The organism is Gottfriedia sp. NPDC057991, from assembly GCF_042886615.1.
In the GTDB taxonomy this organism is placed as follows: Bacteria; Bacillota; Bacilli; order Bacillales; family Bacillaceae_G; genus Gottfriedia.
Genome location: NZ_JBHVQN010000001.1, coordinates 522,741 through 536,908, shown reverse-complemented (window position 1 = coordinate 536,908; position 14,168 = coordinate 522,741). Strand labels below are relative to the sequence as shown.

15 protein-coding genes and 1 pseudogene are annotated in these 14,168 nt (G+C 32.4%); 2 read left to right on the top strand and 14 right to left on the bottom strand.

Annotated elements, in window-relative coordinates; genetic code table 11:
- Window positions 1-224: 224 nt before the first annotated feature.
- The 4 genes from ACFVR2_RS02520 to ACFVR2_RS02505 all read right to left on the bottom strand — a co-directional run bounded on the left by ACFVR2_RS02520 (window position 225) and on the right by ACFVR2_RS02505 (window position 3,387).
- The gene (locus tag ACFVR2_RS02520; protein WP_387358630.1) at window positions 225-1,241 is read right to left on the bottom strand and encodes a DUF4030 domain-containing protein; all 1,017 of its coding nucleotides are present in this window, start codon (window positions 1,239-1,241) and stop codon (window positions 225-227) included.
- Window positions 1,238-1,756 carry a sigma-70 family RNA polymerase sigma factor gene (locus ACFVR2_RS02515; protein ID WP_387358628.1) on the bottom strand — a complete coding sequence of 173 codons (519 nt, stop codon included), beginning with the start codon at window positions 1,754-1,756 and terminating at the stop codon, window positions 1,238-1,240. Before ACFVR2_RS02515 ends, ACFVR2_RS02520 begins: the two co-directional genes overlap by 4 nt.
- Before the next feature lie 261 nt (window positions 1,757-2,017).
- A complete protein-coding gene (locus ACFVR2_RS02510; RefSeq protein ID WP_387358627.1) occupies window positions 2,018-2,740 on the bottom strand; it encodes a hypothetical protein in 723 nt (240 codons plus the stop codon).
- A 320-nt stretch (window positions 2,741-3,060) separates the two neighbouring features.
- Complete coding sequence (locus ACFVR2_RS02505; RefSeq protein ID WP_387358625.1) at window positions 3,061-3,387, bottom strand: hypothetical protein; 327 nt, start codon at window positions 3,385-3,387, stop codon at window positions 3,061-3,063.
- A gap of 316 nt (window positions 3,388-3,703) precedes the next feature.
- Here ACFVR2_RS02505 and ACFVR2_RS02500 point away from each other — a divergent pair, with 316 nt between their 5' ends.
- Window positions 3,704-4,348, top strand: a complete 645-nt coding sequence (locus tag ACFVR2_RS02500) for a formylglycine-generating enzyme family protein (protein WP_387360424.1) — start codon at window positions 3,704-3,706, stop codon at window positions 4,346-4,348.
- 294 nt (window positions 4,349-4,642) lie between these two features.
- Here ACFVR2_RS02500 and ACFVR2_RS02495 read toward each other — a convergent pair.
- The 7 genes and pseudogenes from ACFVR2_RS02495 to ACFVR2_RS02465 all read right to left on the bottom strand — a co-directional run.
- A pseudogene (locus ACFVR2_RS02495) lies at window positions 4,643-4,858 on the bottom strand (hypothetical protein); the annotation flags it as partial.
- 715 nt (window positions 4,859-5,573) lie between these two features.
- Window positions 5,574-6,881, bottom strand: a complete 1,308-nt coding sequence (locus ACFVR2_RS02490; protein WP_387358623.1) for a pyrimidine-nucleoside phosphorylase — start codon at window positions 6,879-6,881, stop codon at window positions 5,574-5,576.
- 96 nt (window positions 6,882-6,977) lie between these two features.
- Entirely contained in the window at window positions 6,978-7,796 is an 819-nt protein-coding gene (locus tag ACFVR2_RS02485) for a purine-nucleoside phosphorylase (protein ID WP_387358621.1), read from the bottom strand.
- A gap of 121 nt (window positions 7,797-7,917) precedes the next feature.
- Window positions 7,918-8,103, bottom strand: a complete 186-nt coding sequence (locus ACFVR2_RS02480; RefSeq protein ID WP_387358619.1) for a XapX domain-containing protein — start codon at window positions 8,101-8,103, stop codon at window positions 7,918-7,920.
- Between the two features lie 33 nt (window positions 8,104-8,136).
- On the bottom strand, window positions 8,137-9,315 hold the full coding sequence (locus ACFVR2_RS02475; RefSeq protein WP_387358617.1) for a NupC/NupG family nucleoside CNT transporter: 1,179 nt from the start codon (window positions 9,313-9,315) through the stop codon (window positions 8,137-8,139).
- A 22-nt stretch (window positions 9,316-9,337) separates the two neighbouring features.
- Window positions 9,338-9,523 (bottom strand): hypothetical protein, encoded by a 186-nt coding sequence (locus ACFVR2_RS02470; protein ID WP_387358615.1) that lies wholly within the window; start codon window positions 9,521-9,523, stop codon window positions 9,338-9,340.
- A 12-nt stretch (window positions 9,524-9,535) separates the two neighbouring features.
- The gene (locus ACFVR2_RS02465; RefSeq protein ID WP_387358613.1) at window positions 9,536-9,691 is read right to left on the bottom strand and encodes a XapX domain-containing protein; all 156 of its coding nucleotides are present in this window, start codon (window positions 9,689-9,691) and stop codon (window positions 9,536-9,538) included.
- 1,008 nt (window positions 9,692-10,699) lie between these two features.
- Between ACFVR2_RS02465 and adhP the strand changes: the two genes are divergently transcribed.
- The gene (gene adhP / locus ACFVR2_RS02460; protein ID WP_387358611.1) at window positions 10,700-11,716 is read left to right on the top strand and encodes an alcohol dehydrogenase AdhP; all 1,017 of its coding nucleotides are present in this window, start codon (window positions 10,700-10,702) and stop codon (window positions 11,714-11,716) included.
- Window positions 11,717-12,143: 427 nt separating this feature from the next.
- On the opposite strand, the gene ACFVR2_RS02455 is transcribed toward adhP, so the two are convergent.
- The 3 genes from ACFVR2_RS02455 to mobB form a co-directional block, all read right to left on the bottom strand.
- Complete coding sequence (locus ACFVR2_RS02455) at window positions 12,144-12,791, bottom strand: MOSC domain-containing protein (RefSeq protein ID WP_387358609.1); 648 nt, start codon at window positions 12,789-12,791, stop codon at window positions 12,144-12,146.
- Between the two features lie 138 nt (window positions 12,792-12,929).
- Window positions 12,930-13,586: a molybdate ABC transporter permease subunit gene (gene modB / locus ACFVR2_RS02450; protein ID WP_387358607.1), complete on the bottom strand. Its 657-nt coding sequence runs from the start codon at window positions 13,584-13,586 to the stop codon at window positions 12,930-12,932.
- Between the two features lie 42 nt (window positions 13,587-13,628).
- The gene (mobB, locus tag ACFVR2_RS02445; RefSeq protein WP_387358605.1) at window positions 13,629-14,162 is read right to left on the bottom strand and encodes a molybdopterin-guanine dinucleotide biosynthesis protein B; all 534 of its coding nucleotides are present in this window, start codon (window positions 14,160-14,162) and stop codon (window positions 13,629-13,631) included.
- Window positions 14,163-14,168 lie beyond the last annotated feature (6 nt).

Below are 14,168 nucleotides of genomic sequence, written 5' to 3'. Positions count from 1 at the left end.
ACTTATTTAAATTTATCAAATTAAGAATCCCCTATGAATGTCTAATTAGGCATTCTTTTTTAATTCAATGCTCTGTTAAATTAAAATGTTGATATTTGAACTAACAAAAGAGGTTGTCTAATTAGACAACCTTTTGGAACGCTTATGCAACTAAGCATGCTTTAGTTGTACAAGAGTATTTAACAACTAAATGATGGATAATGAGCGGCAAGTTTGCAACTTATTTAATTTATTTTATTTTTATCCTTACTATAAATAATAATTTCATATTTTTCATCACCTAATACAGATGAGATATCCTTTGATTTTAGAAACTCATTAATTTCTGTTTCGATTTCTTCTCCAAGATTTTTAGCTAATGGATTAGAACTTTTTATAGAAGTTCTGATAATAATTTTAAGTGGTTTACTTTTATAGCCGACTCCTGTAACCTTAAATTCTTTTTTTGACATCAGTCCTTCAGAAATTACAGGTACTATTAGACTACCTTTATCAGACTTACTAATTTCTACGGTTACTCTAGTTACTTTAATTTTATAGCCAGGATAATGATTTGTTTTAGCTGTTTCAAAAGCTACTTTCTGAACATCTTTTGTTACGTCTTTATAATAATCTTTTGAACCAACTATATTAATAAAAATGGACTTTTCCGTAGGATCAACAAATACGGAATCAAATGTATACTTCAATTGTTTTAATGTTTTTGTAACTTCACTTTCAAGTAAGCCTTTTTCTTTCTTTTCTTCTTCGTTTAACTCGTAATCTTTGAAGTCTTTTTGTTGAGTAATTTTGATGGCATATGAATCGTATCCTTTTGATTGCAAAACTTCATTCACCGTCTTTTTTACCTCGTTTTTTACCTCATCATAATATTGGTCAGAACCATCTAAGCTTATCTGAATTGATTTCTTTGGTGTATAACTAACCCCTACACTGCTTACTTTATAACTTTTTCCATTCAGCTTATCCCATATTATCATGTCTAAAGATTTAGATTTAAAAATAAGACTAAGATAAGGAATTTTAGAAACTACTTCCGCCATAGTAGGAGAAATAAATGCTGAGCTGACTAAAATACCAAACATTAATACAGCCGCACTACTAAAGTAAATAAACTGATGTCCACGCTTACTTTTTCTCTTTCCTTTCTTGAATCCAGCTTCGATTGCAGTATTTAATTTATCTTTGGGAACTTGAATGTTCTGAATTTCTTTTTTCAATTTAGATGAGAAATCATTCATTGGATATACTCCTCTCGCAGATCAATTTTTAATTTACTAAGTGCTCGATGTAAGTTTGTTTTTACAGTCCCCTCTGGACATTTCAGTGTTTCAGCAATTTGTTTAATCGTGTAATCATTGTAATACCGAAGAATAATCACTGTTTTATATCTTGGCTCTAGTTGATCTATTGCATGAAGAAGATCCATATTTTCTTCGTGTTGCTCTTCTCTGACAAGTGAAGAATTATCCAAACTATCAATTGGAATGAGCCTACTTTTTTTCTTCAAAAAATCAAGCGCATTATTAATTAAGATTCGAGTCAACCATGTTGAAAAATGCTGTACTTCTTTTACCTTTTTAATAGATATGTAAGCTTTATAAACAGTTTCTTGAACAATATCTAATGCATCATTTTCATCCTTTACATACAAATACGCAGTACGATATAGATTAGCTTTTTCTTCTTCGATTAACTCTTGAAATGCTATACTGTCTCCCTTTTTTGCTTTATTAATTTTATTTTGCAAAAACATATCACCCCTCCTATCCTTACAATAATTAGACTGTTAACTATCCTGAAACGTTTCAAAAAATCATAAAAATATTAAAAATACTTGAGCAAAAAAAAGAGCCTCCAGTAATTCTTACTCGAGGCCACTTTATAGACTTTATCGACATTAAAATTAAATCTTTTATTTTAATAAAACTTTTGCTACTTGTTGAACTAACGCACTGCGTTAGTTCAATAAAAATTTTCTTGTAACGAACCAACTTTTTTACTTAATATGTATTATTTAATATGGTGGTTTTGAACCTTCTTCAGTGTAATCATAAATGGAACTTGGTTGAACATAAACTGATATTTTCCGATAGTTCTCTTCGTTCCCTTTTTTCCAAATTTCAATAAATGTTACATGATATTCTTTTGTGTCCGACTTAACTGCATTTGTTTCATTTTTTACTTGGTATCCATTCAATTCGCCTTCCCATGTACCATTTTGTTTTGGTAATTGGTCTAGTTTTTTGTCATTCAAGAAGTCGTTAACTAACAGTGCGATAGCAGCTTTTTGTGTATATGAATCATTAGTTGCATACAAAGAAACCCAAATGGCACCGAAAGAAAGAATTGGTATAAGAAAAAACACAGCGAATGGTTTCTTTTTTACCATTCTATTTTTTAACCACTTATCAATCATTCCATAAAGTAAACTAAACGTAAAACCAATGAAACTAAACACCAAGCCAAATAATCCGAGAATGAAAATGTACAGCCAATTTTGCTGTTTAAACCATTTATTTTGTAATAATTCAACTACGACCGACACGATGTTTCCATAGACCAACGTTATTCCTCCACCATAGATCACATAAATTAAAAATGTTTGAATGTAGACAGTTTGTTGCTCAAAGTGTGAGCTAGCACCAGCTATACATGCAAACACAATCGAAAAAATCAAGGTCGTAAGAATGGTTGTAAGTAGTTTTCTTAATGCAATAGTTTCGATCGATGGTTCCAAGATATTTTCTCCTCATATTCTTTTATTTCATTATTTTACTATATTCCATTATGAAATTTAGTTTTTTCACAGGAGTGTTGTTATTGATGATTCCAATAATTCAACTATCGCACTGCCTTGGTTGTATAGCTAAATGGAAAACTTTTCCAATTAAATAGGCGAATTGTTAAAACAATTAATATTAATTTTTATATAATAATATTACATTTCTTGTTTTACTTTTTTACTAATATTTCACCCATTTTTAGAGAAACTCCTTCTCCTGTGAGTTTCTCTCTTTTTAGATTCTTATGTAACTAATGCATGCGTTGAATTAGTTATTAACTTTTTTCATCTACTTCAACATTATATGTTCCCTTTTTTAGTACCTTACGATTAATCATTGAAGTCAAAAGAATAAAAATATTAAAGCATATCGCAAGAAAACCAATTACCATAGGTGTATTGGTAATTGTCTGTGTTCCTTGAGTTGTAATTATATTTGTTGAAAATAGATTTTGACTAATCCCCTTAATCGTTTCTTCATTATCTTTTATAGTGTACAAAGCATTAGAAATATGATTTTGATACGATATAGATGATGAGTATATGAAAATTAAACTATTGATATTACCCCAAATTAACCAATTCCTTAGACTTTTCTTCAAAATTCCTTCTCTCCTTATTATTTAATTTCATATTACATTTAAAACAATGTTCTTCTAAATAAGTGAATAAGCGAATTTTCTAGCATACTCCCATTATACACTCTAAATCCTTAAGCAACTGAACTGCCAATTAGTTAAATAATGAATATGTTGCTTTGCAGTCTTTTTTATTTTTCTAACGGATTTTTATCTACAAAAAACCAACGTGATTTTTGAATTGATTTTATGGTTCTTAACGAGGTGATTTTTATTAAATCATGATCATTAGGAGGAAGGCAGAGTGTCAAATGAAATTAAGAGTTACATTGACTTTCAAATGGTAAAAATTCCAAGGGGAGATATAGAATTAAGAGACGATAGAATAAAAAGTAAATGGAAAACTGAAATAAGACCATTTCTTCTTGCCCAGTATCCTGTAACTAAGGGTTTATACAATACTATAACAAATAAATCACTTAATACTTTTGACAGAGATCTAAAACCAGTTGTGAATATTTCTTGGAATGATGCAATTTCTTTTTGTAATCTACTTTCACAGAAAGCAGGACTGCAAGAGTGTTATTCAATAAGTTATGATGGCGAAAGCATATTTTGTGATTGGGAATCAGATGGCTATAGACTTCCTACAGAAGCCGAGTGGCAATATGCGTGTAAAGCAGGGACGACTGGTTACAGATACGGTGAACTTGATAAAATTGCCTGGTATAATGAAAATTCTGGAGATAAAATCCATGAAGTAGGAAAAAAGGAACCGAATGCATGGGGTCTGTATGATATGTTAGGAAATGTTTGGGAGTGGTGTTGGGATTTATATGATGAACAAGTCTATGGGTCCTACCGAATTTTTCGAGGTGGTAGCTGGGCAGAGGTAGCTAGAGGTTGTGGTGCTTCATGTCGTCGTCGTAGCCACCCGTTATTTTGCATAGACGACCTTGGATTCCGTCTTGCCAGGTCTTTTTAATTTCCTCAACGGATGGGGCAGTTATTAGTCAATGCATAAACATTCATATTCAACGAAAGCTTGGGTTAGTTCAATAAAGTACTAAAAATGTTATTGTAGTTAATGAGGTAGTACAAAAAAGGATAGAAAATGAAGAAATTAATTCTTCTTTCCTATCCTTCTTTTTTGTCTAAAATGTATGACATTAAATAAAAACACTTCTATATAAATGGTTTTATTAATTACTTGACTTTAAAATTATTAAAAAAGGAACTTTTTTATGTAATATATTATTGTACAAACGAATTTTTAAAATTAATCTTCATTATTTTCACTTCTAAAAGACATTGTGGCAGTTTTTAAAGAAGAATAAGAACCGATAGCGGCATAGCCGTAAAACCAACCCATAAAAATACCAGCGAAAAGATGATGTCGATGGCTTATAAAAACTGAAATACATAATGCCAATACTAATGCTATTATCGGTACATACTTTCTTTTAATTTTTAAAAGTATTTTTAATAGTTGAGTTTAATCTTTGGACAATAACTAAAATCTATAAAATAACGGAACGTTACTGGAGAAAAATGTTAAGTAGTAGAAGTCAAAAGAGTTATATAACTTGGGAGAAATTTAACCAGATTAAATCGATTTTCCCTCTAGAGCGACCTAAACTTTCAATTCCATTTTTGGAATTGAAGATGTACGCAAAACTGTGAAGCAATTTCTGAAGAGCCCGGTGCGGGAAATCTGCACGCCGGGTTCTGTGGGGGTCTGGGTCGCTAATTGAGCGACCCTTCTACCCGGAGGAAGTCTCGTGAGAGATTTCCCTACTTTCTTGTTGCTCAAACTGGCAGAATATTAATAATGAACGAAACGGTAGTGTTTCGTTGTAATCAATACGTAGGTCACTCAGAGTAATATCGATAACAATTCGGTTCCTTCAAGGAATTCTTGAATTTCCGTATTCGAATATTTTTTTATTAAAAAGGCAACTAATCAAATTAGTTGCCCTGAATATTTATTTAATTTTTGTGTTTATAAACTCAAAATTTCTATTCAATCCATAAAATTTTAATGTTGTTTTTTTCTAAACGATTTAATTGTTCAACAATTTTTAAAACGTATTTATTCATTGATGCCAGTTTTAATCGTCGTTCCAACTCTGATTTTTTTTTGTTGTAGAATTTGCTTGCGATTGTCTATTAATGCCAAAATTAACGAATAGCCTTTTTAATATTTTATTTTATGCTTCCATAATTAAGTCATAAACTAATGTGGGTTCTTCTGCTTTTTTAGAAGTAATAATAATATTTTCTAATAAATCTTTTTCTACTTCATTAATATCATCCGTATTAGAATAAACTGTAACTAAAGAATCACCTTTCTTAACTGATTCGCCGACTTTCTTGTTAAGTATTAAACCAACAGCTAAATCAATAACAGATTCCTTCGTTGCACGCCCTGCACCTAATTTCATTGCTGCAGTACCTACAGCATCAGCAACGATTTGAGAAACAAAACCATCTTGTTGTGCAACAACTTCTTGTACAAATTTTGCTTGAGGTAGTTTTGATGGATCATCTACAATAGAGCCATCTCCACCTTGAGCTACTAAGAAAGCTTTAAATACTTCTAGAGCCTTACCATTTTTCATGTTATCAATAAGTTTTGCTCTTGCTTCTTCTAAAGTTTCAGCTTTTTTAGCTAAAACTACCATTTGGCTGCCTAAGATTAAGCATAGTTCTTCAAGATCTTTTGGACCTTTGCCTTTTAATGTGTCAATCGCTTCCTTAACTTCTAAAGCATTTCCAATTGCATTTCCTAAAGGCTGACTCATGTCAGAAATAACTGCTACAGTTTTTCTTCCAACATTATTTCCAATCTTAACCATTGCTCTAGCTAATTCACGTGCTTCCTCAATATCTTTCATAAATGCACCTGCACCAGTTTTAACATCTAAAACGATTGCATCAGCACCAGCTGCGATTTTCTTACTCATAATCGAGCTTGAAATTAATGGTATTGAATTTACAGTTGCTGTTACATCACGAAGTGCGTATAACTTTTTATCAGCTGGAGTTAAATCACCTGTTTGTCCAATAACTGCTAATTTAATATCATTTACTTGTTTTGTAAATTCTTCTTCAGTTAATTCAACGTGGAAACCAGCAACTGCCTCTAATTTATCGATTGTTCCCCCAGTATGTCCTAAGCCACGTCCACTCATTTTAGCAACAGGAATATCTAATGAAGCAACTAATGGTCCGAGAACAAGTGTAGTTGTATCACCAACACCACCTGTTGAATGTTTATCAACTTTAACTCCTTCAATATTAGAAAGATCAATTGTATCTCCAGAATGAACCATAGCCATTGTTAAATCACTATATTCTTTCTCTGTCATTCCTTTTAAAAATATTGTCATAGCGAAAGCACTCATTTGATAGTCAGGAACATTTCCATCAGTAAAGCCATTAATAACAAAATTAATCTCTTCTGTAGTTAATGTATTTCCATCACGTTTTTTTTCAATTAAGTCTACCATTCTCATATTTGAAACTCTCCATTCAAATTACATAGATTTAAAACCAAAGGTTTATACAAAAAGGGGATACTAAGCATAATACAGAACTTTTTTTATTTTTCATTACCCCATTTTACGAACAATCTCTTTTACTAATGATAAAAATTGTGTTCTCACTCTTTGGGTTGTTTCAATTACTTCTTCATGGTTTAATGGTTGATCTAAAATACCAGCTGCCATATTAGAAATACAAGAAATACCAATAACTCTTATTTCAGCGTGACGTGCAACAATTACTTCAGAAACAGTTGACATTCCTACTGCATCAGCACCTAAAGTTCTGAACATACGAATTTCAGCTGGTGTTTCATAAGAAGGTCCTGTTAATGCAACATAAACTCCTTCTTGAAGTTTAACATTTACATCTTTCGCTGCACTTTTTGCTAGTTCTTGAAGATCACGATCATATGGATAAGACATATCTACAAAACGAACACCTAATTCCGGATTGTTTGGTCCAATTAAAGGGTTAGTTCCTGTAAAGTTAATATGATCAGTTATCAACATTAAATCACCTGGCATGAATGATGTATTTACACCACCAGCTGCATTTGTAACGATTAGTATTTCAACACCTAACTCCTTCATAATACGGATTGGGAAAGTTACTTTTTCCATGCTGTAACCTTCATAAAAGTGAACTCTACCTTGCATTGCTACTACTTCTATATCGTGAATATTACCGAATACTAGTTGTCCTTCATGACCTTCTACAGTTGATGTAGCGAATTCAGGAATAGTATGAAAAGGTATTTTTTCTTGATTTTCGATTTCATCTACTAGAACGCCTAAACCTGATCCTAGAATCAATCCAATTTTAGGTTGTTTGTTAATTTTCTCTTTTATAAAAGATGCTGCTTTGTCGATATTTTGTTTATTCATTTCAATTCCACCTTATCTCATTTTCTTTAAAAAAACTTGTTAACCCTGAGGGCATTTTAATCTCAAAATTCTCAGAAAATGTGGCTCCTATATCAGCAAATTGTTTTTGGAATTTGATTTATTAAGAATAAGTGCAACAAATTGAAATACAATATTTAAAAAATTTCGTTGTAATAATTTCTACTAATTTAGCTCCGGAATATACACCAACGATACCCATAATTCCACTCAGTACTGGTGGAGCTGGAATTGGAAGTTTAATTAGAGTAAATAATGCTTCTACTATAACTCCTGCTAGTAAAGCCAATAATATTTCATGTATAATGATAGTTCTCCTTTTTTATAAAAATATTCCCACGATTGTCCCTGTCATAACTGAACCCATTGTTGCAACTAAAAGTACTTTTAAACCCATCTTAGCCATTACTTTAGACTGGTTACCATCGATAGCCTGTAAGCAACCTAAGATAATTCCGATTGAAGAGAAGTTTGCAAATGATACTAAGAATGCTGATACAATACCAACTGTTTTATGATCTAAACTAGGAATCATCTTCATGAAGTCTAACATTGCCACAAATTCATTTGCAGAAACTTTAGTCCCCATTACTGAACCTGCTCGTAAGATTTCACTCGAATCTATACCCATCATGTAAGCAATCGGTGCAAATATATAACCGATAAGCTCTTGGAATGTTAAACCAATAGTAGAGCTTAAGATGAAGTTAAGACCTGCTAATAAACCGATGTAAGTGATTAACATAGCACCTACGATTAACGCTGTTTTCCCTCCCAATAATGCCCAGTTGCCAATAGCTTCGAACAGAGATTTTTCGGGAATCATTTCTTTGATGTCAATTTCGTCTTCTTTCCCTTCAACTTTTACTGGCGTTACGATTGAACTCATAATCAGCCCAGAGAATACGTTGATTGGTAGTGCTACTAGAACGAACTCTGCAGGAATCATTTGCATGTATGCCCCTAAGATTGAGCATGATACTGCTACTAGCGAAGATGTTACGACGACAAATAATCGGTTTGGTGATAATTTGTGAACTTGAGATTGTACGGATAAGATGGCAGTTGTATCACCGAATACCATCGAGTTAACGGCTACGAATGATTCGATTTTTGGTAATCCTGTAATTTTTGATACGGCACCACCGATGTATTTAATTGCTAGTGGTAAGATTCTTGTATAGGTTGCAATTCCTAATAATGCTGTTACGAAAATAATCATCATTAAAACGTTTACAAAGAAATAACCTTTTGTTGATAAATCACCGAAAACAAATGAGATACCTTCATGTCCGAAAGATAAGATTTTGTTGAACACGTTCACTACTTTTTGTAAGACTGCTTTTCCGATGGATGTGTTAAGCATAAACCAAGCAATTCCTATCTGAATCCCAGCCATCACTACGATCCCACGATAGTTGATGTTTTTCTTATCATTTGACATTAAAAATGCAACGCCTAGTAACATTACAATTCCTAATATTGCGATTAGAATCGACATGTTGTTCCTCCTCTAAGTTGTTTTATCGTTGATATCTGATTTGTTCGTCTAATAATTCAACATGCTTTTCAATCTGATTGATTAAAGTTAAGATTGCATAAACTTGTTCTTGATCATGTTTCGTTTTCGCTCGTTTTAAAAGAACTTGTAGTGTTCCTTTATGAGTGATGTTCTCTTGTTTTATTTCATAAAGCGCTTTCTTGATCACTATTTATTCTCCCTATATAAACAACTGAACTAATTTCATTCCACCAAACACACCAACGATTCCGCAAATTGCACTGAATACTGGTGGTGCTGGTATTGGTAATTTTAATAATGTGAAAGCGATTCCACAAATTAATCCAGCGATTAAACTCATTAAAATCTCTTGCATAGCCGTAATACCTCCTAGATTTTTGTAATTTACTTCGGAATTTCGTTAATTGTTTGTGATATATTTCACATGAAGAGGTAAAAGATATTCACCTCAATGACTATATAGTAAATCCAAATTGAACAAATGTAAATATAGAAATGAAATTTTGTTCAATTCGAAAAATATAAAATTATTACTCAAATGAGTTAGGTATTGGCGGGTTAGCTTTACATAATTGGATGTCTAATGGAAGCGCAGAAACTGATAAAATATTTTCAAAAGGCGGAAAAATGCTTGGTTCCGTTATATGCGGCAGAAACACGTATGATTTATCTGTACCTTGGTGGAAAGACTACTCCTTAAAACGATTCATCCATTGACTTAAGCGTGCATGATAGCCATTTACATTTTGGATATGATAATTGGAGCACTTCCTGCGACTGTTACAGCTGCACTATGTGATACTTTTATATATATATGGCTCAGGTTTCATAATAATTCTACAGCCATAATGATCTCTCAAAATTTAGTTTTATTAAAAGAAAACATTAAGATATACAGAGCAACAAGATATACTTGAAAACTCTTAATTTGAGTAATAAAACATTTTCAAGTTTTGATAACAAAAATGGAATAATTCCTTACAATGTAATTAAAATTTCAGTTGGGGCAAATTCAGTTAAGAATACTAGTGTATTTGTAATTCCGCAACATCTCCAGTATTTATTAACTACGAAAACGCAATAGTCGAAGAAAATTCATACTATTTATATGAAAGCAAAAAACCAATTAATAAGAACGATTTTAGAATAGATGCATTTTTCGTTAATGCCAAACCCTTTAGGTTAAATAATAAAATTATTAAGAAAGGTTCTCAGACCTACCATTTTAAAGAAGATACAAAAGATAGAATCACAATTTCATCAGATTGATATGAATGATCGAAGACTAAAAAATATCAACAATTTAACAGAGCAATAACTTTTGTGAACTTTTTTCTATTTTTTTTTCTAAAGGAGTTTGATTATGAAAGCAGCAGTCGTAAAACAATTTAAAGAAAAACTGGAAGTAGAAGATGTTCCTAAACCAAAACCTGGTCCGAGAGAAATTCTTGTTCATATCCAAGCATGTGGAGTTTGTCATACGGATTTACATGCTGCTCATGGTGCCTGGCCGGTAAAACCCAAGCTCCCTCTTATTCCAGGACACGAAGGTGTAGGGATTGTAGAAGAAGTTGGCGTGGGAGTAACCCACCTGCAAGCTGGTGACCGAGTTGGAGTTCCATGGCTGTATTCTGCTTGTGGATACTGTGAGTGCTGTTTAACTGGTAGAGAAACGCTTTGTCTAGACCAACAAAACGCTGGATATTCTGTAGATGGTGGATATGCAGAATATTGTGTCGCAGCTGCTGATTATGTAGTGAAAATACTAGAAAATCTTAATTTTATAGAAGCAGCTCCACTATTTTGCGCAGGTGTGACAACATATAAGGCACTCAAAGTTTCAGAAGTAAAGCCCGGTGAATGGGTAGCAATTTTTGGTGTCGGCGGTTTAGGACATCTAGGTCTACAGTATGCGAAAGCAATGGGTATGAATTTTGTTGCAATTGATACTTCTGATGAAAAGATGGAATTAGCAAAATCACTCGGAGCTGATTTAGTCGTAAACGTATTAAAAGAAGATGCTGCAGATTTTATTCAACGAAAAATTGGTGGTGTACACGGAGTTGTTTGTACAGCTGTTGCTAAAAAGGCTTTTGACCAAGCGTATCGATCCATCCGACGAGGGGGTACATGTGTTATGGTTGGACTGCCACCAGAATCTATGGATGTTCCAATTTTTGATACAGTTTTAAATGGAACAAAGGTAGTTGGGTCAATTGTCGGTACTCGAAAAGATTTGCAGGAAACATTGCAGTTCACTGCTGAAGGAAAAGTTAAATGTATAATAGAAACACGTGCGTTAGAAAACATAAATGAAATATACGATGAAATGCTTGAAGGCAGATTCAATGGGCGAATTGTCATAGACATGAATAAATAAATGAAATAAAGTCATCTCCATAAAAAAACAAACACTAAAATAATTCCACTTGATTAATAAGTCGGATCTGATTATACAATTACGCTCAAAATGGTAATTAAACTTTCACATAATTAATAGAAAAAATAAAAAGTCGATCAATGAACTGCACCCCAATTGTTAGACACATCTAACAGATTGAAGGACCACCAACCTAGAATTTAAAAATTAGATTTTCTAAGTCTGTGAATGACAACTTTATAATAGTAGATATTTTTAGTTTCTAAAGAAAAGATAATGTCTTAAAAGCTTGGCACGAAGGCAAATAAATTAACAGTGATTTACAGTCTGATATGCGTGGGTACTATAACAGAGCATAATTAAAAAAAGCATTTTAATATAAAAAGAAGCCGCTCCAACTCAAGCGACTTCTAATTATAATAAAATATTAAACTAAACTCTCCAAACGCTTATTTAATCGAATTCTCCAATCCTCAGCTAACTCAGGAACTTCTAATATCGCTTTTATTCCTTCAATATTTTTTGGATTATGGAAATAAATCTCGTTGCAATAAAGAACCGAAACTTTATTTTTTTGAGTTTCGATTAATTCTATTTTCGAATCTTTTCTGATTGTTCCCTCTTTTAATACACGGCATAAGTAGCCTGTATAACCGGTTTCTACGATTCTCTTAAGAGCTACATTCGTTCTCCTTGTAATTGTGTCACAAGGTATTCTGCTTTGTGTAATTTGTATAATTGCATCGCCAATTTGGTAGACATCACCAATGCATACGTCTTTTTCTAACATATTTGTGACCGTAATATTTTCTCCGAATGCTGAAAGTGGCAAGTTAATATTAAATTCTTTTTCCCAAAGTGCGTAGTGTTCATATGGATACACACATACAGCTCGATCTGGTCCACCGTGATGTTTTAAGTCAGCTACTCCATCACCTTTAAAGCCTTCTTTTGATAAGTAAACTTCTTCTATTCCTTCTTTACAAATTCCCGTTATCATTTCTTTGTTTTCGCCGTATTCCATTTTACTCGGTAATCCTACTGCAAGATTAATTAACTCAACTTTATTTCCCATACCTTCCACCCTCTCTTTTTTAAGTTTTAATTGTAAAACTGGGTTTTATTTTATGTAAACTGAAATTTTGGAATAAAAAGGAAAAACACTCTACATACAGCATTATATACTATTTAAAGACAATAGAAATCTGCAAAATCATTTTTGTTTCAGTTGTACAACTAACAGCATAATAAAAGAAATTAAGACCATTGAAAGCACCCATAACCAAGCCATTTTCATATTTCCAGCATCAATAGCTAAATAAATTGCTGTAGGGACAGTTTGTGTTTTTCCTGGTATGTTTCCTGCAAACATTAGTGTAGCACCGAACTCACCTAGTACTCTTGCAACGCTTAATATACTTCCTGAGATAATAGCTTTTAATGAAAGTGGAATTGAAATCAAGAAAAAAACATTCCATTCACTTGCTCCACAAACTCGAGCTGCCTCTTCAATCTCATTGTCTACACCTTGAAATCCAGTTTTTGCAGATTGATACATAAGCGGAAATGCTACCACAATTGATGCAATTACAGCGCCCCACCAAGTAAAAACAATTGGCTGTTTAAATAACCATTCAATCATTTTTCCAACGAAGCTTTGTCTTCCGAAAATGACTAATAGTAAAAATCCTACAACTGTAGGAGGAAGAACTAAAGGTAACATTAAGATTGTTTCTAGAAGTGTCTTACCTTTAAATGATTTCATTGAGAGAATTCTTCCAGCTAGTGTCCCTAAAATAATAACGATAACTCCTGCCACAATCGTAACCTTAAGGGAAATCTTAAGGGGAATTAAAAACTCTTCTAACAATTAATCTCCTCATTTCAAAATCAACCATATATTCATCTATTTTTAATCTTCTATGAAATGACCTTTTGACATTTCATTCATCAAGAAATCTAAATAATTTTTTTCATCACAAAGATGGAAATATTGATAATCTTTCAATCTACCCTCTTCAATCTCAAAATGGCTGATCACACAAATAATATTCGTTAATGAATCGAGTAAATTTAAATCATCCTCACTTCTTATTAATACTACTTTTGGATAACTTTCCCTTTTATAACCTTCAATTAAAATAATATCAGTTGAAAAAAAGCGATATAATTCAATTGTTTTCGTTAAATCCCAATTGATAAAATTTGTTCTTAATTGTAAGACTCCATCACCTTCAACACTAGAAACGATTGCTCCAGCATCCAAGTGTCGACTACTGTCTTTACGATCTATTTCTAAATCAGGCGCACCGCCATGACCATGATGTTTTATAGTAGCAGCTAATAATCCTTGATGATTGGCCTGTTTAATGAGCTTTTCAGTAAGTGTTGTTTTCCCACTATTTTGATAGCCTACTATTTGCAAAATGGAATAGTTCTTTTTCATCGCTCT

Excerpts from the sequence above, each read along its gene's own strand:
- ACFVR2_RS02485 (WP_387358621.1), bottom strand. The coding sequence starts at position 7,796 with ATGAATAAACAAAATATCGACAAAGCAGCATCTTTTATAAAAGAGAAA.
- ACFVR2_RS02500 (WP_387360424.1), top strand. The coding sequence starts at position 3,704 with ATGGTAAAAATTCCAAGGGGAGATATAGAATTAAGAGACGATAGAATA.
- ACFVR2_RS02465 (WP_387358613.1), bottom strand. The coding sequence starts at position 9,691 with ATGCAAGAGATTTTAATGAGTTTAATCGCTGGATTAATTTGTGGAATC.
- ACFVR2_RS02515 (WP_387358628.1), bottom strand. The coding sequence starts at position 1,756 with ATGTTTTTGCAAAATAAAATTAATAAAGCAAAAAAGGGAGACAGTATA.
- ACFVR2_RS02475 (WP_387358617.1), bottom strand. The coding sequence starts at position 9,315 with ATGTCGATTCTAATCGCAATATTAGGAATTGTAATGTTACTAGGCGTT.
- ACFVR2_RS02490 (WP_387358623.1), bottom strand. The coding sequence starts at position 6,881 with ATGAGAATGGTAGACTTAATTGAAAAAAAACGTGATGGAAATACATTA.
- ACFVR2_RS02455 (WP_387358609.1), bottom strand. The coding sequence starts at position 12,791 with ATGGGAAATAAAGTTGAGTTAATTAATCTTGCAGTAGGATTACCGAGT.
- mobB (WP_387358605.1), bottom strand. The coding sequence starts at position 14,162 with ATGAAAAAGAACTATTCCATTTTGCAAATAGTAGGCTATCAAAATAGT.
- adhP (WP_387358611.1), top strand. The coding sequence starts at position 10,700 with ATGAAAGCAGCAGTCGTAAAACAATTTAAAGAAAAACTGGAAGTAGAA.
- ACFVR2_RS02520 (WP_387358630.1), bottom strand. The coding sequence starts at position 1,241 with ATGAATGATTTCTCATCTAAATTGAAAAAAGAAATTCAGAACATTCAA.